At 61.9% G+C, this 19,575-nt stretch carries 18 protein-coding genes; 1 reads left to right on the top strand and 17 read right to left on the bottom strand.

The annotated features are described in order from the left end of the window. Positions 1 to 72: 72 nt before the first annotated feature. From ACE3UG_RS11480 to ndk, 16 genes are all read right to left on the bottom strand, one after another. Positions 73 to 609, bottom strand: a complete 537-nt coding sequence (locus ACE3UG_RS11480) for a phosphoribosyltransferase (RefSeq protein WP_374623797.1) — start codon at positions 607 to 609, stop codon at positions 73 to 75. 28 nt (positions 610 to 637) lie between these two features. After that, a complete protein-coding gene (locus ACE3UG_RS11485) occupies positions 638 to 1,978 on the bottom strand; it encodes an adenylosuccinate synthase (protein ID WP_374623800.1) in 1,341 nt (446 codons plus the stop codon). A gap of 74 nt (positions 1,979 to 2,052) precedes the next feature. Continuing rightward, on the bottom strand, positions 2,053 to 3,216 hold the full coding sequence (locus ACE3UG_RS11490) for an ATP phosphoribosyltransferase regulatory subunit (RefSeq protein ID WP_374623803.1): 1,164 nt from the start codon (positions 3,214 to 3,216) through the stop codon (positions 2,053 to 2,055). Between the two features lie 38 nt (positions 3,217 to 3,254). Further along, the gene (locus ACE3UG_RS11495) at positions 3,255 to 3,446 is read right to left on the bottom strand and encodes a DUF2065 domain-containing protein (RefSeq protein ID WP_374623806.1); all 192 of its coding nucleotides are present in this window, start codon (positions 3,444 to 3,446) and stop codon (positions 3,255 to 3,257) included. Between the two features lie 73 nt (positions 3,447 to 3,519). After that, complete coding sequence (gene hflC, locus ACE3UG_RS11500) at positions 3,520 to 4,419, bottom strand: protease modulator HflC (RefSeq protein WP_374623809.1); 900 nt, start codon at positions 4,417 to 4,419, stop codon at positions 3,520 to 3,522. Between the two features lie 12 nt (positions 4,420 to 4,431). Continuing rightward, positions 4,432 to 5,793: an FtsH protease activity modulator HflK gene (gene hflK, locus ACE3UG_RS11505; protein ID WP_374623812.1), complete on the bottom strand. Its 1,362-nt coding sequence runs from the start codon at positions 5,791 to 5,793 to the stop codon at positions 4,432 to 4,434. A 223-nt stretch (positions 5,794 to 6,016) separates the two neighbouring features. Continuing rightward, positions 6,017 to 7,183 carry a GTPase HflX gene (gene hflX / locus ACE3UG_RS11510; protein WP_374623815.1) on the bottom strand — a complete coding sequence of 389 codons (1,167 nt, stop codon included), beginning with the start codon at positions 7,181 to 7,183 and terminating at the stop codon, positions 6,017 to 6,019. A 99-nt stretch (positions 7,184 to 7,282) separates the two neighbouring features. Beyond that, on the bottom strand, positions 7,283 to 7,519 hold the full coding sequence (hfq, locus tag ACE3UG_RS11515; RefSeq protein ID WP_010807283.1) for an RNA chaperone Hfq: 237 nt from the start codon (positions 7,517 to 7,519) through the stop codon (positions 7,283 to 7,285). Between the two features lie 126 nt (positions 7,520 to 7,645). Further along, positions 7,646 to 8,983 carry a ribosome biogenesis GTPase Der gene (gene der / locus ACE3UG_RS11520; protein ID WP_374623820.1) on the bottom strand — a complete coding sequence of 446 codons (1,338 nt, stop codon included), beginning with the start codon at positions 8,981 to 8,983 and terminating at the stop codon, positions 7,646 to 7,648. Between the two features lie 78 nt (positions 8,984 to 9,061). Beyond that, positions 9,062 to 10,240: an outer membrane protein assembly factor BamB gene (bamB, locus tag ACE3UG_RS11525; RefSeq protein WP_374623823.1), complete on the bottom strand. Its 1,179-nt coding sequence runs from the start codon at positions 10,238 to 10,240 to the stop codon at positions 9,062 to 9,064. A gap of 105 nt (positions 10,241 to 10,345) precedes the next feature. Further along, positions 10,346 to 10,975, bottom strand: coding sequence for a YfgM family protein (locus ACE3UG_RS11530; RefSeq protein WP_374623826.1), 630 nt, complete (start codon positions 10,973 to 10,975; stop codon positions 10,346 to 10,348). A gap of 32 nt (positions 10,976 to 11,007) precedes the next feature. Further along, entirely contained in the window at positions 11,008 to 12,384 is a 1,377-nt protein-coding gene (gene hisS / locus ACE3UG_RS11535; RefSeq protein ID WP_374623829.1) for a histidine--tRNA ligase, read from the bottom strand. Between the two features lie 21 nt (positions 12,385 to 12,405). After that, positions 12,406 to 13,686: a flavodoxin-dependent (E)-4-hydroxy-3-methylbut-2-enyl-diphosphate synthase gene (gene ispG / locus ACE3UG_RS11540; RefSeq protein ID WP_374623832.1), complete on the bottom strand. Its 1,281-nt coding sequence runs from the start codon at positions 13,684 to 13,686 to the stop codon at positions 12,406 to 12,408. Positions 13,687 to 13,704: 18 nt separating this feature from the next. Continuing rightward, the gene (locus ACE3UG_RS11545) at positions 13,705 to 14,793 is read right to left on the bottom strand and encodes a helix-turn-helix domain-containing protein (RefSeq protein ID WP_374623835.1); all 1,089 of its coding nucleotides are present in this window, start codon (positions 14,791 to 14,793) and stop codon (positions 13,705 to 13,707) included. A 261-nt stretch (positions 14,794 to 15,054) separates the two neighbouring features. Then, a complete protein-coding gene (gene rlmN / locus ACE3UG_RS11550) occupies positions 15,055 to 16,176 on the bottom strand; it encodes a 23S rRNA (adenine(2503)-C(2))-methyltransferase RlmN (RefSeq protein ID WP_374623838.1) in 1,122 nt (373 codons plus the stop codon). A 58-nt stretch (positions 16,177 to 16,234) separates the two neighbouring features. Continuing rightward, a complete protein-coding gene (gene ndk, locus ACE3UG_RS11555) occupies positions 16,235 to 16,660 on the bottom strand; it encodes a nucleoside-diphosphate kinase (protein WP_374623841.1) in 426 nt (141 codons plus the stop codon). 445 nt (positions 16,661 to 17,105) lie between these two features. On the opposite strand from ndk, the gene ACE3UG_RS11560 reads away from it, so the two are divergent. Then, complete coding sequence (locus ACE3UG_RS11560; RefSeq protein WP_374624074.1) at positions 17,106 to 17,771, top strand: Bax inhibitor-1/YccA family protein; 666 nt, start codon at positions 17,106 to 17,108, stop codon at positions 17,769 to 17,771. 220 nt (positions 17,772 to 17,991) lie between these two features. On the opposite strand, the gene rlmD is transcribed toward ACE3UG_RS11560, so the two are convergent. Continuing rightward, positions 17,992 to 19,548, bottom strand: coding sequence for a 23S rRNA (uracil(1939)-C(5))-methyltransferase RlmD (gene rlmD, locus ACE3UG_RS11565; RefSeq protein WP_374623844.1), 1,557 nt, complete (start codon positions 19,546 to 19,548; stop codon positions 17,992 to 17,994). Positions 19,549 to 19,575: the final 27 nt, after the last annotated feature.

The following is a 19,575-nucleotide window of genomic DNA, read 5'->3' on the forward strand; positions in this document are numbered from 1 at the left end:
GCCTGTGTGTCTGTGCCGCTTGTGGGACGACCTCACGTTGCCTCGCGCCACGCCCAGCTATCCCGAAATCGCTCAGGTGCCGCGCTTGATCCACGCGGACAAATTGTGCGGGCGAAGCGTATCGTACTCTTCGAAAGGCTGATGAATCCACGGATTCGTCGGCAGAAAATCGACCGCGTAATCCGGGGCCACCTTCGAACACGCCTTGTGCCATAGCACCGCTGAGCGCACGTCGGTGACCTTTTGGAAACGTTCCTTGAGGTGCTTGCCAACGCGCTCGAGCGTCACGCCCGAATCGACCAAATCGTCGACCAGCAGCACACGGCCTTCCAACTCGCCGCGGGTGATGGTGATGTACTGCGCGATGTCGAGATCACCGCGAACGGTGCCCTCGGCTTCACGATACGAGCTGGTCGCCAGAATCGCGAGCGGAACGTCGTAGATGCGTGCGAGTTGATCGCCCACACGCAAACCACCACGGGCCAGACACAGGATCTTGTCGAACTTCCAATTGGACTCATAGACCTTGAGCGCCAGACGCTCGATCAGTCGATGATAGTCGTCCCACGAGACCCAGAGATTCTTGTCGTCGTTTTGGGGCAGGTTCATGATGTGCATTGCCGATGCTACGGGACTTTCAGTGCTTGAAGGGATGACGCAACAGGATGGTTTCGTCACGGTCCGGGCCGGTCGATACCATATCGATCGGAATACCGCTCACCTCTTCAATGCGCTTCAAATAGCGTTGCGCCTGAACCGGCAGTTCGTCCCACGACGTCACGCCCACCGTGCTCTGCGACCAGCCGGGGAAGTCTTCATATACAGGTTCGCATCGGGCGACGTCCACTGCGCCACGGGGCAGAATATCGATCGTCTTGCCGTCGATCCGGTAGCCGACGCACAGGCGCACAGTGTCGAGACCGTCGAGCACGTCGAGCTTCGTCATGCACAGGCCCGTTACGCCGTTGATCTGAATCGAACGCTTGAGTGCTGCGGCATCCATCCAGCCCGTGCGGCGCGGACGCCCCGTCACCGAACCGAACTCCTTGCCGACCGTCGCCAGTCGCAGGCCGATCGCTTCCTGGCGGGCGGGGTTGTCCGCGTCGTAAAGCTCGCTGGGGAACGGCCCCGCGCCAACACGCGTGCAATATGCCTTGGTGATGCCCAGCACGTAATGCAATTGCTGCGGACCAACGCCGGCACCGGCCGACGCGGCACCTGCAACGCAATTGCTGCTGGTCACGAACGGATAGGTACCGTGATCGATGTCGAGCAGCGTACCTTGCGCGCCTTCGAACAACAGATTCTGACCTTCACGATTGGCCGCGTAGAGCATCTGCGACACGTCGGCAATCATCGGCTGCAGGCGCGACGCGTAGCTCAGCATCGAATTCAGCGTTTCCTGGAAATCGACGGCCTTCGCACCCAGATACTGAGTAAGGACAAAGTTGTGATAATCGAGGGTTTCGCGCAAACGCTCGGCAAATGCCTCCGGATCGAAGAGATCCTGAACACGCAGCGCACGGCGGCCGACCTTGTCTTCGTACGCCGGGCCGATGCCGCGACCGGTCGTGCCGATCTTGCCGGCACCACGGCGCGCTTCGCGCGCCTGATCGATGGCGACGTGGTACGGGAGAATCAACGTACAGGCCTCGGAAATGCGCAAGCGGCCGCATACATTCAGGCCGGCGCTCTCCAACTCTTCGATTTCCTTGAACAGCGCTTCGGGCGAGAGGACCACACCGTTGCCGATGTAGCACGTGACGTCCTTGTGCATGATGCCCGACGGGATCAGGCGCAGAATCGTCTTCTTGCCACCGATGATGAGTGTATGTCCGGCATTGTGGCCCCCTTGGAAACGCACCACGCCTTGCGCGTGATCGGTCAGCCAGTCGACGACCTTACCCTTGCCTTCGTCGCCCCATTGGGTTCCGATAACGACGACGTTGCGTCCCTGATTCAAAGCATTGCCGGACATAACAATAGTTGGTTTGGTTAAAAACGTATTCTACCCGTGTTGGCGTACGCTAGTGCCGCTTTTTTCAGCGGCGTTCATCGGGGTGTCACCACCCATTGGCCGTCTTCTTCGACCAACACACGGTCTCCCGTGAACTCCTCGAAATCCTGATCGTGGCCCGGCAGCATGCGAATGACGACCTCACCCGCGTCGCGCAAGCTGTCGATCTTGGCGCGCAGTCCAGGCACGTCGTCGGCAGGTGCCAAAATCGCATTACTCCGCGCTTCCACTGGAGAAATTGCCGCCAACTCACGCAAATCCAGCGAAAAACCCGTTGCCGGCCGATCTCGTCCGAACGCCTGCCCGACCTTGTCGTAGCGCCCGCCGCGAGCAATCGCGTTCGGGATGCCGTCGACATATGCCGCGAACATCACACCGCTGTGGTACTGATAGCCGCGCAGATCGGCCAGATCGATCGACAGCACGGCCGGTCCGTCCTTGCTCTGCGACGACGCCGCCAGATAGGCCAGATCGTCGAGCGCGGCCTTCACACCAGGCAGGTCCGGCAGCGCCTGACGGGCACGCGCAAGTGTGTCTGCCGGCTCGCCATACAACGTGGTCAACGCCAGCAACGCGTCGCGCAACGGCGCCGGAAGGTCGCCGGTCAGTGCTTCGAGCTGCGGTACGTCCTTGGTGGCGAGCGCCCCAAACAACTGACTCTCGACGGCCTCTGCGGCCGGCACGCCGCCGATCAAGGCCTCCAGAACACCTGCATGGCATAAATCGATACGAATCTGCTTCAGACCGGCGAGTTCAAGGCAATAGAGCAACAACTCCTGAATCTCGAGGTCCGCTTCCAGCCCGCTGTGCCCGAAGATTTCCGCACCGATCTGAAACGGCTCACGCGTTGCCAGCAGATTGCGCGGACGCGTAAACAGTACGCTGCCCGCGTAGCACAGCCGCGTCACGCCTTTGCGATTGAGCAAATGCGCGTCGATACGGGCGATCTGCGGGGTGATGTCCGCGCGCAAGCCCATCGTGCGCCCCGAGAGCTGATCGACGAGCTTGAACGTACGCAAATCGAGGTCATGGCCGGTGCCCGTCAGCAGCGACTCGACATACTCGAGCATCGGCGGCATGACGAGTTCATAGCCGTAAGTGCGGAAACGATCGAGCATGAGGCGGCGAAGATCTTCGATCTTGCGCGCCTCGGACGGCAGCACGTCGGCAATATTTTCGGGGAGTAGCCAGTTAGGCATGGGTATTTCGGTCATCAGACGGCGCGCAAAAGCGCCTTTTAGTGGTCAGCCAGCAGCATGAGGATCAGCCCCAGCGAGACGGCGGCCAGGCCGAAGAAGCGAATCTGGCCGGACGGCATTTCCGTTATTTTACGAAAACTTTGCCGCCACCGGTCCGGTGCGACAAACGGAAACATGCCCTCCACGATCAGCATGAGGGCCAAAGCGAGAATTATCGTGCTGCTGGTCACAGGGGGGACTCGGCCAAAATGCCACCGCCCGCGGTTGACGCGGGCGGTGGCAGCTACTCGGATGTCAAGGGCGCTATTTTCCCGCTTTTCCGGCCGGCGCGCCAGCACCGCCCGACCCGCGCATGAATCGGAAGAAATCGCTGTTCGGATCGGCAATGATCACATCGCGCTTGTCGCGGAAGGTGGCCTTGTACGCTTCGAGGCTCTGATAGAACTGGGCGAACTGCGGATCACGCCCGAACGCTTGCGCGTAGATGGCGGCCGCGGTGGCATCGCCCTCGCCCTTGACCTGCTGGGCCTTGGCGTAGGCTTGCGCCACCACCACGTCGCGTTGTCGATCGGCATCGGCTCGAATCTGCTCGGCCTCGGCGGCACCGGTCGAACGCAACTCGTTCGCCACGCGCTTGCGTTCGGCGGCCATGCGGCTATAGACCGAATCGCTGATGCCCGCCGCCAGATCGACACGGCGCATCCGCACGTCGACGATTTCGATGCCGACTTGCGCTGCGTCTTCGCCAACCTTCTGCTTGACCCATTGCATCACCTGATCGCGTTGCGTCGACACGACTTCGGTCACGGTGCGTTTGGTGAAGGCTTCCTGCAATGCCGAGCGGATCTGCTGCGTCAACCGATCCTGCGCGAGGCGGCTATCGCCCTTGAAGCTCACGTAGAACTTGCGCGGATCAACGATACGCCACTTCACATACGAATCGACGATGAGGTTCTTCTTCTCGGCCGTGATGAAGCGTTCCGGCTCCGGGTTATCGATGGTCATGATGCGCTTGTCCAGATACAACACGGTCTGGAGCGGCGGCGGCAACTTGAATTTCAAGCCGGGCTGGCTGTAGACATCCTTGATCTCGCCCAGCGAGAACACCACGGCATAACGGCGCTGATCCACCACGAACATGGTCGAGGCAAGCACGATCAACAAGACGATCAGCGCGACAATAATGGTTCCAATACGGTTCATGCGCTTATCCCCTTAGCGTGAATCGCGGTCGCGGTTGCGCAGTGCCGCTCGCGATCGATCATGGTCGACATCGTTGTTGTCATCGGCCCCAGGCGTACCCGCCGCCTTCCCCGCGCCTGCGCCGGAGGCCGGCGCCGGGGTCGACGCGTCGCCACGCGAACGCTCCATGATCTTGTCCAACGGCAAATACAACAAACTGTTGTTCTTCGAATCCACCATGATTTTGGTGGTGCGCGAATAGATCTGTTGCATCGTGTCGAGATACATCCGCTCGCGCGTCACCGCCGGCGCCTTGGCATAGGCTTCCTGGACCGACTTGAAGCGATCGGCATCGCCCTGCGCCTGAGACACGACACGAGCCTTGTAGCCGGCCGCCTCTTCCGTGAGACGCGACGCCGTACCCTTGGCACGCGGGATCACGTCATTTGCGTAGGCCTGCGCCTCGTTTTTCACACGCTCCAGATCCTGACCGGCCTTTACGGCGTCATCGAAAGCGGCTTGCACCTGCTCGGGCGGTTGCACGCTTTGCATCGTCACACTTGTGACCAGAATACCGGTCTTGTAGCTGTCGAGAATGCGCTGAATCGAGCTGACCAGTTCGTTGGCGATCTCTTCGCGGCCAGCGTAGAGCACAAAGTCCATCTTGCTCTTGCCGACAATCTCGCGCACGGCCGTTTGCGCCGCCAGATTCACCGACGCTTCGGCATCCACGTTATTGAACAGGAACTCGGTCGCGTCCTTGATGCGGTACTGCACCGCGAATCGCACGTCGATGATGTTTTCATCGCCCGTGAGCATCGACGAGTCCTTCAGATCGGTATCGCGAATCGTGTTCGAACGGCCGATTTCGACCGACCGGATCTGCGCCATATTGACGATCTCGACCGACTGGAACGGATACGGCAGACGCCATTGAATACCTGAGGTCGTCGTGTACTTGTACTTGCCGAATTGGGTGACCACACCGACCTGCCCTTCCTGGACGATGAAGACCCCTGTGGCCAGCCAGATCAGGAACGCCAGCGCGACGACAACGCCGGCGCCGATACCTGAGCCACGCGAGCTCCCGGAGAAATTGCCCGAGCCGCCATTGCCGCCTCCGCCACCCTTGCGGCCGAATATGCGGTTAAGACGCCGGTTGAAGTCGCGCCAGAGTTCGTCGAGATCGGGCGGGCCGTCCTGCTGCGGGCCTTGCGGTCCGCGCGGCGGCTCTTTCGGATCGTTAGGATCCTGCGGATTGGGATTGTTCGCACGATCGGGGCGGTTCGGCTCCTGATTGCCGGACGGCGTATCGCCGCCGCCGTCCCGCCCCCAGCGCGGGTCGTTCAGGGAGAAAATCAAGCCAACTCGTCGCATCAAAGCTCTCGGAAGCATAGTTAGAAGCGTGGTGACTGAAGGGGTCTTGGTGTTGCGACCGGCGCGCCGCGCTTCGGAGCGCGCTTGCTGCCGGTTCGCGCGTGATTCCCGAATCTGATGTGCCGATCGGCGGCCTTGACCGGCCTTCGTCTAGTCTTTTGCCAGTTCGTCGCCCGCGACGGGCCGTGTTGCCGGCATTCCCCGTGGCAACTCGCCCTTCACGGTGCGACGTCTCGTGTTATCAATCTTCTGCGCGCGGCGCATCGTGAGAACGGTCGATGAGCCGGACATCGGGCGCTTCGTGCTGCGATTGTAACCCAGCAGTGCCGGCCACAACCGCCTCGCTGATGGCCTCGCGCAGCAGGTCGAGGCCCTGGCCGGTGCGCGCGCTCAAAAAGACGCGCGTAACGCGACCGGCTTCGTCCCGTTCGATTCTCGGCCCTTGGGCGGCCAGTTCCGGCACCGCGTCGATCTTGTTCCAGACGAGAATCTGCGGGATGTTCGCCGCATCGATCTCCGCCAAAACGGCGTTGACCTCGGCCATCTGCTCCTGACGCACCTGACTCGACGCATCCACCACATGCAGCAGCATGTCGGCGTGTACCGTCTCCTCAAGCGTCGCCCGGAATGCCGCAACCAACTGGTGCGGCAACTCTCGGATGAATCCGACAGTATCGGATAGCACGATGTTCCCGACATCGCCAAGATATAGGCGACGCGACGTGGTATCGAGCGTCGCAAACAACTGATCTGCGGCGTAGGCGTTGGCCTTCGTCATTGCATTGAACAGCGTGGACTTGCCTGCGTTCGTATAGCCCACGAGCGAGACCGACATCGTGCCGCTGCGTTGACGTGCACGTCGTTGCGTGTCGTGCTGACGCTTGAGCCGCTCGAGCCGTGCCGTGAGCGACTTCACGCGCTCGCCGAGGAGTCGACGGTCGGTCTCCAACTGCGTCTCACCCGGTCCGCGCAGACCGATACCGCCTTTCTGACGTTCCAAGTGAGTCCAGGCACGCACCAGGCGCGTGGACAAATACTGCAACTGCGCAAGTTCGACCTGCAGCTTGCCCTCATGACTCTTGGCGCGTTGGGCGAAGATATCGAGGATCAGGCTGGTCCGATCGACCACCCGGCACTGCAGCAGATGTTCGAGGTTACGCTGCTGACCTGGTGTCAGTGCGTGATTGAAAATCACGAGTTCGACGTCGTACTCGTCGATCGCGACACGCAGTTCTTCCGCTTTGCCACTACCGATGAACAGCTTCGCGTCCGGGCTATGGCGACGGCCGGTCACGGTCACGACGGGTGTAGCACCCGCAGATTGCGTCAAAAGGTCGAGTTCTTGGAGACTGGCTTCGAAATCGAGTTTGCCGAAATCGATGCCGACGAGCGCGGCGTTGATGGTCAAGCTACGCAGAGAATGGGTGTTTGGACTGTTGGACAAGAGTGGGCGATGGGGAAGAGATATTCGCCCGGCCGGAGATACTCCCGGTCGGGCGAGCCTGAATCAGGACTGCTCGGCTTCCGGATGGAAATTCACCGGACGCGCAGGCACGACCGTCGAAATGGCATGCTTGTACACCATTTGGGTGACCGTGTTGCGCAGCAGGACGACATACTGGTCGAACGACTCGATGTTTCCCTGCAGCTTGATACCGTTGACCAGATAGATCGAGACGGGAACATGCTCCTTACGCAAGGCGTTCAGAAACGGGTCTTGTAAAAGTTGCCCTTTGTTGCTCATAAATTACTCCATTGTATTTTTAGCAAATGACCGTAAGCCAAGGCGTGTGCGCGCTTCCCGCCCTGACCTCCACACTATAGCTGATTTTGCAAGCGTCGCCAGCAAAACGCCGCCCGGGACAGGCTTTCACTCGCCCTTGGCGTAAGGGTTCGCGCTGTTTCGGAACTCTATACGTAATGGAGTGCCCTTCAACTTAAAAGTTTCGCGGAAACGGTTCTCCAGGTAGCGACGATAGCTGTCGGTCACGCCATCGAGACTATTCCCGTGCACGACGATGATCGGCGGATTCGAGCCCCCTTGGTGAGCGTAGCGCAGCTTCGGACGCGAGAACCCGGAACGCCGCGGCTGCTGGTGCTCCACCGCCTCGTTCAGGGCGCGCGTGAGCTTCGGGGTCGGCAGCTTGCTCATCGCTGCAGCGTAGGCTTCATCGACCGAGCGCATCAGCGGACCGATGCCCGTGGCCTTCGTCGCCGAAATGAAGTGAAAGTTGGCAAACCCGAGGAATTTGAGCTTTCGCTCCAGCTCCTGCTTGGTCTGATCGCGGGTGTACTCGTCCAGCCCGTCCCACTTGTTCACGCCCACCACCACCGCGCGCCCCGACTCGACGATGAAGCCTGCGATGTGCGCGTCCTGATCGGAGATGTCCTGTCGGGCATCGAGCATGAGAATCACGACATTCGCGTCGGCAATCGATTGCAGTGTTTTCACAACCGAAAACTTCTCGACCGCCTCAAAAACCTTTCCTCGGCGACGCAGACCCGCCGTGTCGATCAACGTATAGTTGCGGCCCTGACGCTCGAAATCGATGTGAATCGAGTCGCGCGTGGTGCCCGGCATATCGAATGCGATCACGCGCTCTTCGCCGAGCAGCGTGTTGACCAGCGTCGACTTCCCAACGTTCGGACGCCCGACGATCGCGATTCTCACGCGCCCGTCGTTCTGCCTCGCGTCTTCGTTCTCGTCCTGGTCGGCATAGAACGGCGCGATGGCTTCGTCGATGACTTCCTTTACGCCATCGCCGTGCGCCGCCGAGATCGCCAGCGGGTCGCCCAGACCGAGTTCGTAGAAGTCGTTCGCGACGGCAGAGTACTTCATGCCCTCGGCCTTGTTGACCACGAGCATGATCTTGCGTCCCGTCTTGCGCAGGTAGTCGGCAATGATCTGGTCTTGCGGCGTAAGGCCCTGACGACCGTCCACGATATAGATCACCACGTCGGCCTCGACCACGGCCTGACGCGTCTGCTTGGCCATTTCGTGGAAAATGCCGTCCTTGGCAACGGGTTCGAAGCCACCGGTGTCGATCACCAGATAGGGATGCTCGCCCACGCGCCCCTCGCCGTAGTGACGGTCGCGCGTGAGCCCGGGCATGTCGGCGACGAGCGCGTCGCGCGAGCGGGTCAAACGGTTGAATAGCGTCGATTTACCGACGTTGGGGCGCCCTACGAGCGCGATCACGGGTTTCATGAATAAGCCCTAAAAACGAAGACGGCCGGCGCGCTGCCGGCCGTTCCCGGAAAATGCCCGGGTGCTGCCGTTGACCGGTTACTCCGGACGGAAGCCGTAGATATTGCCGTCGCGCGTTTGCACGACCAGCGTCTGACCGGCGAGTATCGGCTGTGCACTGACGGCCCCGCTCAGCTTGACGCGCGCGAGAAACTCGCCATTGTCACGCGACAGGAAATGCAGATAGCCTTGCTTGTCGCCCACGACCACCACGCGGCCAAGCGACAGTGGCGCCGACAAGTCGCGGTACTTGAGCTTGTCGTTTTGCCACAGTGTACTGCCATCGGCAGCGTTGAAGGCGTAGACGGCACCGTCGGTGTTCACCGCCGCCACCACGCGCTCGTCCTGCGTCACACCGTTCGCCGACGAGAACTCGCGAGCCCACAGGCCGTTACCCGTCTGCACGTCCGCACAGCCAACGCGGCCCTGGAACGTCGCGCCGCACACCTGACGCCCGAATACCACCGGCGACCCCGTCACGTCGTTCACTCGCTCCACTTCGGTCACACCCTTGGGATACGACAAGGGGGTCACCCACAGCGGATTGCCTGTGTTCGCGTCCAGCGCCACCAGCTTGCCACCCGGGAAGCCCGTGATGATCTCGCGGTCGCCCACGAACGTCATGCCGGTGCCGGTACGCAGCGTGAGCGTCGACGTCGGCTGAGAATACGACCAACGCACCGAACCGGTGCCCGAGTCGAATGCGGTCACGCGGTTGTTGATCGCACGCACCACCACCAGCCCGCGCCCGACCAGCGGCGCGGTGAGCACTTCGCTACCGGCGTTGGCCTTCCAGGCCAGCTTGCCGTCGTGATCGAACGCGATCACATCGCCCTTGTGCGTCGCGACGACGGTCGTCTCGCCATCGCTGCCCGGACCGGCCGTGATGTTCGACTCGGCCTTGGTCGACCATGTCGTCGCGCCCGTATCGGCGTCCACGCGCACGATGCTGCCGTTGGCACCCGCCGCAAACACGGCGTTACCTACGGCGACCGGCGCGAAGCTGTAGGCCCCCGCCTTGCCAACGCTCGCCGTCCAGATCTGCTTGACGGTCAACGCCTGCTTGATCTCCGTGAGCGGCGTCGGTTCGTGCGCCGGCTTGCTGCCGAAGAGTCCGCAACCACCCAGGGTGCTCAGCACCGCCAGCGTCACTACGGCGCTGCCCGCGCGCTTGAAAATGCCACGGCGCGTCTGAGCGGACCGCACGGACTGTGACATGGCCATCGTTTGCGGCATCGATCGACGGAAGTGGTTAAGGATCATCATGTACCCGGTTATGCGTTATGGGAGGGTAATACTTGCCAATGGAAAGCCAAACACGCGTCAGGCCCCCAGCGCGTCGAGCTTGAACTGAACGAACTGACGCATGCCCGAATCCTGCTTGTCGAGCTTGTCGAGCGCCAACTTGTACGCGGTCCGCGCATCGGCCACCTTGCTCTGCGCGACGAGCACGTCGCCACGACGATCGGCAAACAGCCCGGCGTATGCCGCCGGCGGATTGTCGAGCAGCTTGAGCGCCTCGTCGTACGCCTTCTCGTCAAGCAACACGCCCGCCAGGCGCAGCCTGGCGAGTTGCTTGTACTCGTCGTCCTTCGCGTTCGACACCGCCCATTGCAGTTGCGCCTTTGCCCCCGCCACGTCACCTGCGTCCGCGAGCGACTTGGCCGCGAGCAGCGCCGTCATCTGCGCATAGGGCGTACCGCTGAACTTGCTTTCCATGTCCGACGCGATACGCGTCACCTTCGCCTTGTCCTTGGCGTCGATGGCGCTCTCCAGTTCGCCGTACAGCACACTGGCCTCGACCGCCTGCTTGCGGTCGTAATAGCGCCACAGGTTCCAGCCACCGTAGGCCAGCATGATGGCGACCAGCATCCAGATAACGTAGTTGCCATACTGCTTCCACCAGGCCTTTACGTTCTCGATCTGTTCCTGTTCCTCGTGATAGCTGCTCATTCGCCGGGGTTCTCCGTGTCTGGCGTCTTGGGTTAATGGAGGGTTGCGTTACCCGCGCCGTCACCGGCCAGGCTTTCATTCACGCTTTCATCGGCGCTGGCAACAATCGCATCGATCAGGTGCTCCGCAAGGGCGTCGAACGCCACGCTCGTCTGGTTGTTCGACGGATCGGCGGCGCGAAGATGCTTGACCACGACCGTCCCCGAAGCCACTTCATTTTCACCGACGATCACCGCGAAGTTCGCGCCGCTCGCGTCCGCACGCTTCATCTGCGACTTGAAGCTGCTGCCCTTACCGTCCGGACTGCAATGGAACACGACGTTCAAACCTGCGTCGCGCATGCGTTCAGCCGCGATCAACGCGGGCGCGACGGCAGCCTCGCCCTGGTGCACGACATAGACGTCGGCACCTTCGGCCTGCGGCACGAGATCGTCTTCGCGCAGCAATTCGAGAATGCGCTCGACGCCCATCGCCCAACCGCATGCCGGCGTGGCATCGCCGCCCAGTTGCTCGACCAGCGGATCGTAACGGCCACCACCGGCGACCGTGCCTTGCGCACCCAGCTTGTCGGTCACCCATTCGAACACGGTCAGGTTGTAGTAATCCAGCCCGCGCACCAGGCGCGGATTGATCGTGAACGGAATGTTGTTCGCCTTGAGCAGCGACTGTACCCCTTCGAAGTGCTTGATCGACGCCTCGCCGAGGTAATCGATGAGTTTCGGTGCTCCTTCGACCATCGCCTGCATGGCCGGGTTCTTCGTATCGAGCACGCGCAGCGGGTTCGTATACAGACGCCGCTTGCCGTCCTCATCGAGCAGGTCGACGTGATTCTCGAGATAGGCGATCAGATCGGCACGATGGCGCGCGCGCTCTTCTCCCTGCCCCAGCGAGTTCAGTTGCAGATGGATGCCGGTCAAACCGAGATCGTCCCACAGACGCTGGCACATCAGAATGATTTCGACGTCCGCATCGGGGCCGGCAAGGCCAAGCGCTTCGACGCCCACCTGATGGAACTGGCGATAGCGGCCGCGCTGCGGCTTCTCGTGACGGAACATGGGGCCGAAGTACCAAAGGCGCTTCGGACCGCCGTACAGGAGATTGTGCTCGAGCGTCGCACGAACGGCAGCGGCCGTGCCTTCCGGGCGCATGGTGAGCTGCTCGCCATTGAGCGAATCGGTGAAACTGTACATCTCCTTCTCGACGATATCGGTGACTTCGCCGATGCCGCGCGTGAACAATTGCGTGTGCTCGAGAATCGGCGTACGGATCTGCTGATAGCCGTAGGCGCGCAGCATGGCGCGCACCGATTCCTCGAAGAACTCCCACAGGGCTTCGTCCTGCGGAAGGATGTCGTTCATGCCTTTGACCCCGGCCAGTTTGGCGGGGCGATTCTTCTTTGCTTCAGTCATATTCTCTTGTGTCGTGCCGCCTTACGCGGCGACCGCTCCTTCGGTCTGGCCGTAGCGGGTCTTCACGTACTCATCGACGATTTGCTGGAACTCTTCGGCGATATGATCGCCACGCAGTGTACGCACCTTTTCGCCATCGACGAAGACCGGTGCGGCCGGCGACTCCCCAGAACCTGGCAAGCTGATGCCGATGTTCGCGTGCTTGGATTCTCCCGGGCCGTTCACGATGCAGCCCATGACTGCGACATGCATATTCTCGACGCCCGGATATTGAGCCTTCCATACCGGCATTTGTTCACGCAGATATTTCTGAATACTCGAGGCCAGCTCCTGGAACACCGTGCTCGTCGTGCGCCCGCAACCGGGGCAGGCAATGACCATCGGCGCGAACGCGCGCAGGCCCATCGTCTGCAGGATCTCCTGCGCCACGACAACTTCGGCGGTCCGCGCGCCACCCGGTTCCGGGGTGAGCGAGATGCGAATCGTGTCGCCGATGCCCTCCTGCAGCAGCACCGACAGCGCCGCAGTCGACGCCACGATACCCTTCGAGCCCATCCCCGCTTCGGTCAGTCCCAGGTGCAGGGCGTAATCGCAACGCTTGGCCAGTTCGCGATACACGGCGATCAGGTCCTGCACCGCGCTCACCTTGCACGAGAGCAGAATCTTGTTGGCCGACAACCCCACGCGCTGCGCCAGGTCTGCCGATTCGAGCGCCGACGTGATGAGCGCTTCGTACATCACACTCTGGGCACCCCAGGGGGTCGTGCGCGCCGCGTTCTCATCCATGATGCGCGCGAGCAACGACTGATCAAGACTGCCCCAGTTCACGCCGATGCGCACCGGCTTGTCGTATTTGATCGCCATTTCGATCATTTGCGCGAACTGCGTATCTCGCTTGGCGCCCTGCCCGACGTTCCCCGGGTTGATGCGGTACTTCGACAGCGTCTCGGCGCACGCCGGATAGTCAGCGAGCAGCTTGTGGCCGTTGTAATGGAAGTCGCCCACAAGCGGGACCGCCACGCCCATGCGATCGAGTTGCTCGCGAATCGCCGGCACGGCAGCGGCCGCTTCCGGCGTATTCACCGTGATGCGCACCAATTCGGAGCCCGCCTGCGCTAGCTCCTTGACCTGAATGGCCGTGCCGATCACGTCTGCCGTGTCGGTGTTGGTCATCGACTGCACGCGAATCGGCGAGTCCCCGCCGACCGTCACGAGTTGACCGCCCCAGCGAATTTCGACCTTGCGCGACTGGCGACGCGGCGCTGGACCGCCGATGATCGGCATGCATTCTACAGAAGCCATGATTACCCTCTTTCGGTCTTACTGAAGCGTCAGACGCGCCACGTTACCCGCGTTGCGGGATTTGATCTCGACCGGTTGACCGTTGAACTCCAGCGACTCGACACCCGCGACGTTACCCACCACGATCTTGAGCGGCGCATCACCTGTAATTTCCTGCTCAGCTCCTGCGCGCATCAACTGGGAGAACAGCACCTTGCCGTCCTTCGAACGCACTTCGACCCAGCTATCGGCCTTCAGGCGCAGCGCAATCTTGCTATTACCCACGGCCCCAGCCACAGACGCCTTGCCATCGGCCGCAGCCATCGGCGTCGATGCAACCGACGCCGTCGACGCTGTCGACGCGGCAGGCGCGCTTGCGCCCGCCAGCCCCGCAACCATGTGCGACGGGTCGGCGGCGGCGATCAGACCGGGGCCCGCAGCCGCTGCGCTGGCCGATGCATTATTGACCGTGCTTTCCGTATTGCCATTGTTGACGCCATTCGTACCGTCCGCCCCCGGCGGCGTACCGTTGGCGTCGGCCACGACCGGCTGGCTGGCCGGCTCGGCGGCTTCCGCCGTATCCGATGCCGACGCGGCACTAGCCAGCACTGCCGGTTCGGTCGAACCACGGCCCGACTTATGCGCGTTGCCGAAGTACCATGCGGCGCCTGCGATCACGATCAGGGCGACCAGCGCCCACGGCCATTTGGCCTGCGAGGCAGCGACCGGGGAGCGAAAACGCACCGGACTCTTCGGAATGCTCGGCTGACCCACCTGGGGTTGCGGAATATCGATGGCAGCGGCGCGGCCGAAACGGCGCAACGGCTCGATCATCGGCTCCGGATCGGCCCCAAGCATGCGTGCATAACTGCGCACGACACCCTGAACGAAGGGCATTTCCGGCAAGGCGTCCCAGTCGCCGTTTTCGAGACGTTTGAGCTTCTGCACCGAGATTTTCAGACGGGCCGACACGTCTTCGATCGACATGCCACGCTTTTCGCGCAATGCAGCCAGTTGCGCCCCTACTTGCGCACCAAGCTCAGCCCATCCGGCGGCGCCTCCCTGCAACGAGTCCTGGCCCTGAGCCGCGGCTTGCCCGCCTGCATCCGCCTGATTCTGGTTATCCATCGATACGCCCCCGTTCGTAGACAGCCGCCCGCAGCGGCTGAGGATATGCTGACGACAGTTCCACTACGTCGTCCACCGTGCGCGCGGCGTGAGGATCTGCGCGGCGCATCGAAGGATTCTGCGAGGAACTGACGGAATTGCGCAGGACACGATACGCGTCCCACGCAAGGAATGCTGTAGTGCGAGACTGATCCGACGGGCGGCATGGCACGCGCGGGGCCGACGGCCCTCGCCACGGTCCGCGTCCCCCCATGCGTAACCTCATACGGTACGCACCTCGACCGCGATTTTCCCGAATTTGCCACGCTGTGCAAGCCGTGTGCGATCCTGAACCTCACCGGCCAGTTGCCCGCAGGCGGCATCGATGTCGTCGCCACGCGTCTTTCGCACGGTCGTCACGAGACCCGCGTCGAGCAGAATCTGCGCGAAGCGCTTGATCTGCGGATCTTTCGAGCGCAGCAGACCGGACTCGGGAAACGGATTGAACGGGATCAGATTGAATTTGCACGGCACGTCGCGCGTCAAGGCGACAAGCTCGCGCGCATGCGCTTCGGTATCGTTCACACCGTCGAGCATGCAGTACTCGAAGGTGATGAAGTCGCGCGGCGCCACCGCCAGGTAACGCTCGCATGCTCCCATCAGTTCGCGTAACGGATATTTTTTGTTGAGGGGCACGAGTACGTCGCGCAGCGCGTCGTTCGGCGCATGCAGCGACACGGCCAACGCCACGGGCAGTTCCTGGCCCAGGCGGTCCATCATCGGCACGACGCCCGACGTCGACAACGTGACACGGCGACGCGACAGCCCATAGGCGTTGTCGTCGAGCATCAGGCGCATTGCACCCACGACATTGTCGAAGTTGAGCAACGGCTCGCCCATGCCCATCATCACCACGTTGGTGATGACACGCTCGTTCTTGCCCTCACGCCCCAGATCGCGGCGCAAAGCAAACTCGGCCATCCACAATTGACCGATGATTTCGCCAAGCGACAGATTGCGCGAGAAACCTTGCTTGCCGGTCGAACAGAACCGGCAGTTGACGGCGCAGCCCGCCTGCGACGAGACGCAGAGCGTGCCACGCGTTTCCTCGGGAATGTAGACGGTCTCGACGGCATTGCCATTGCCCACGTCGAGCAGCCATTTGCGCGTGCCGTCGGCCGACAGGTGGTCGGTGATGACATCGGGCGCGGCGATCATCGCGCGCGTATGCAACTTCTCGCGCAGCGATTTGGCCAGATCGGTCATGCCGTCGAAATCGGCAGCCCCCATCTGGTGAATCCAACGCTGGAGCTGGCGGGCGCGGAACGGCTTCTCGCCGAGCGCGCCGCAATAGGCGGCCAGACCGTCCGGATCGTAATCAAGCAGATTCGTAAGGTTGGTCATGGCCCTGATCCGTCAACATCCCTTCGGTAGCTTCCTGCAATTGAGCGGCTAGCGCAGCTCAGCGCGCGTAGACGTTCATGCCGGGGAAGAAGAACGACACTTCAACGGCAGCCGTTTCAGCGGCGTCCGAGCCGTGCACGGCGTTGGCGTCGATGCTGTCGGCGAAGTCGGCGCGGATCGTGCCCTTGTCGGCCTTCTTCGGATCGGTGGCGCCCATCAGCTCACGATTCTTCGCGACGGCGTTCTCACCTTCCAACACTTGGATCATGACCGGACCCGAGACCATGAAATCGACCAGATCCTTGAAGAACGGACGCTCCTTGTGCACGGCGTAGAATTGCTCCGCTTCGGCGCGCGACAGATGCACCAGCTTGGCAGCAGCGATCTTCAGGCCCGCGTTTTCGAAGCGGCTATAGATCTGGCCGATCACGTTCTTGGCAACGGCATCGGGCTTGATAATCGACAAAGTGCGTTCGACTGCCATGAAAAACTCCAAAAAATTAAGCAGTTATACAACCAACATGAACCCGTGATTGTAGCACGAAGGCTGTTATGATGGGGATGGAACCTACAGCACGCGTACCGCTCAAACGCAAGACGGCCGGGACGATCCGGCTTTTCGCGACGTTGACGCAACCGGCGAATTCCGACACCCTCCCGGAATGGGAAGGTTGGATGGCGTAGCGGTGGATTGAAATTCGGGCATTCGCCCATATATTTCGAGCATCGGCCGAACGCTTTCCCGGGTATCTTTCGGTATGCTTCGACTTCGACGACGAGTCGAACTGACGGGCTGCGGGGGGGTTGACCGGCGAGTCGCCGGTCGTCGTAAGCGTCAAGCGGCGCTTGCCGGGCCCCGCCGGCGGGCACAATGACCACGGAGAACACAATATATGAACCAGGATTTCCAACGTTTCGGCTACGGCGGGATGCGCGACGTCACGACCGTACAGATGCGCAACAAGGTGCTGCGCAATACGTACTGGCTGCTCGCACTGTCGATGCTGCCGACGATTGCGGGGGCCTGGCTGGGCGTGAACTATGGGTTCTCGCTGTTTGCGGGCAGCCCGATGGTCAGCGTGATCGCATTCCTCGCGATTGCGTTCGGCTTCATGTTCGCGATCGAGCGCTTCAAGAACAGTGGCGTCGGCGTGGCATTGCTGCTGGGCTTCACGTTCTTCATGGGCCTGATGCTCACGCGCCTGCTGAGCTTCGTGCTGGGGTTCTCGAACGGCGCATCGCTCATCATGATGGCGTTCGGTGGCACCGCCGTGATCTTCGGCGCAATGGCGACGGTCGCCACGATTAGCAAACGCGACTTCAGCGGGCTGAGCAAGTGGCTGTTCATGGGCGTGATCGTGATCCTGCTGGCCTCGGTCGCCAACATCTGGCTGCAACTGCCGGCGCTGATGCTGACGGTCTCGGTGCTCGCCATCGCCATCTTCTCGGCATACATCCTGTTCGACGTGCAGCGCGTTGTGAATGGCGGCGAGACGAACTACGTCACCGCGACACTCGCGATTTATCTCGACCTGTACAACATCTTCACCAACCTGCTCGCCATCCTCGGCGTGCTGGGCGGCAATCGCAACTAACAACGACTGGCCCCGGTCGCGCGGGCATCCCCGCGCCCCTCCCAGACGTGAGAAAGCCAATCCCTTGGGATTGGCTTTTTTTAGTGCGACGACGCTTGCGTGAATACCTGCGTGCGCGCGTCGCATGCGCCGCGCTACACGCTCCGTGTGCCGCAGCCGGTCGGCCGCCGCAGTCAGCAGTCAGTCAGTCAGGTGCGGCAACCCCACACGCGGCGTGCAATCAAGCGTTTTCGTGAATCACGCCATCACCGCCATCACCACGGGTAGCGCCCGTAGCGCCGGCAATGGCTTCGACGCCTTCGTCGGCTTGATCCACGACGTCACCCGATTCAGAGAATTCCGAGACCCGCACGCGCGGCACCCAGGGCTGGCCAACGCTGTCATGCTCGAATACGGCCATCGACTCGACGTGCGACGTGTGGGGGAACATGTTCACCACCCCGGCCAGCGTCAGGCGATACCCCGCTTCGTGCACGAGCAGTCCAGCGTCGCGAGCGAGCGTTGCAGGGCTGCAGGAAACGTAGACGATGCGCTTGGGCAAACCTTCGTAGCCCTGTTGCGCCAATTCGGCCAGCGCCTTCGACACGGCCAGCGCACCTTCGCGCGGCGGATCGATCAGATACCGCTCGAACGCCCCCAGGGCACGAATGTCGTCCGGCGTGATGTCGAACAGGTTCCGGCACGCGAATTCGGTGCGCTCGGCCACACCGTTACGCTGGGCATTGGCGAGCGCGCGCTCGGTCAGGGCGGTGCTTCCCTCAATCCCCACGACGGTCCTGGCACGACGCGCCAGCGGCAACGTGAAGTTACCCAGACCGCAAAAGAGATCGAGTACCCGCTCATGCGACGCCGGCGCCAGCAACCGCAACGCGCGATGCACAAGCACACGATTGATCTGGTGATTGACCTGCGTGAAATCCGTCGGCTTGAATGGCATCCGGATCTGATATTCCGGCAGCGTGTAATGCAATTCCGGCTCAAGCGGGTAGAACGGCACGGCGGTGTCCGGGCCCTTCGGCTGAACCCAGAACTGCACGCCGTTGGCATCGGCAAACGCACGCAGGCAGTCTTCGTCCGCCGGCGTGAGCGGGTCAAGAATGCGCAGCACGAGCGCCGTCACGTCGGCGCCGATGGCCAGCTCGATCTGCGGCAGACGTTCGCGAATCGATAGCGATTCGACCAGACGCCGCAGCGGCATCAGCATGTCCGAGACGTGACGCGGCAGCACTTCGCACGAGTCCATATCGGCCACGTAGCTGCTCTTGCGCTCGTGAAATCCGATGAGTACGCCGCCCTTTTTCGGCACGTAGCGCACCGTCAACCGGGCACGGAACCGATATCCCCAGTCCGGCCCCTGAATCGGCCGAAGCATGGCTTCGGCCTTGACTTTGCCCAGACGTGCCAGATTGTCTTCGAGTACGCGCTGCTTGATGGCGATTTGTGCACGCGGTTCGAGATGCTGCATCGAGCACCCGCCGCACTTGCCGAAATGCGGGCATTGAGGCTTGGCTCGCATTGCACTTGCACGCAGCACACTGATGGCTTCGGCCTGCTCGAACTTGGGCTTGCGGCGGTAGCTCAGATACGTGACCCGTTCGCCCGGTAGCGCGCCTTCGACGAAGATCACCTTGCCGGGCTTATAGTCTGGCGTGCCCGGTTCGCCCTCAGGTGCAGTGCGGCCTACGCCGCGCGCCTCCATGTCGAGCGATTCGATATCGATGATGCCGGGCTCGGCACCAGGCCGGCCACGCGAGGAGTTTCGGGAGGAACGGGTCACGTCTTTGTTCTCATATGCGACAGCAAA

Source organism: Pandoraea sp., assembly GCF_041919235.1.
Classification (GTDB): domain Bacteria; phylum Pseudomonadota; class Gammaproteobacteria; order Burkholderiales; family Burkholderiaceae; genus Pandoraea.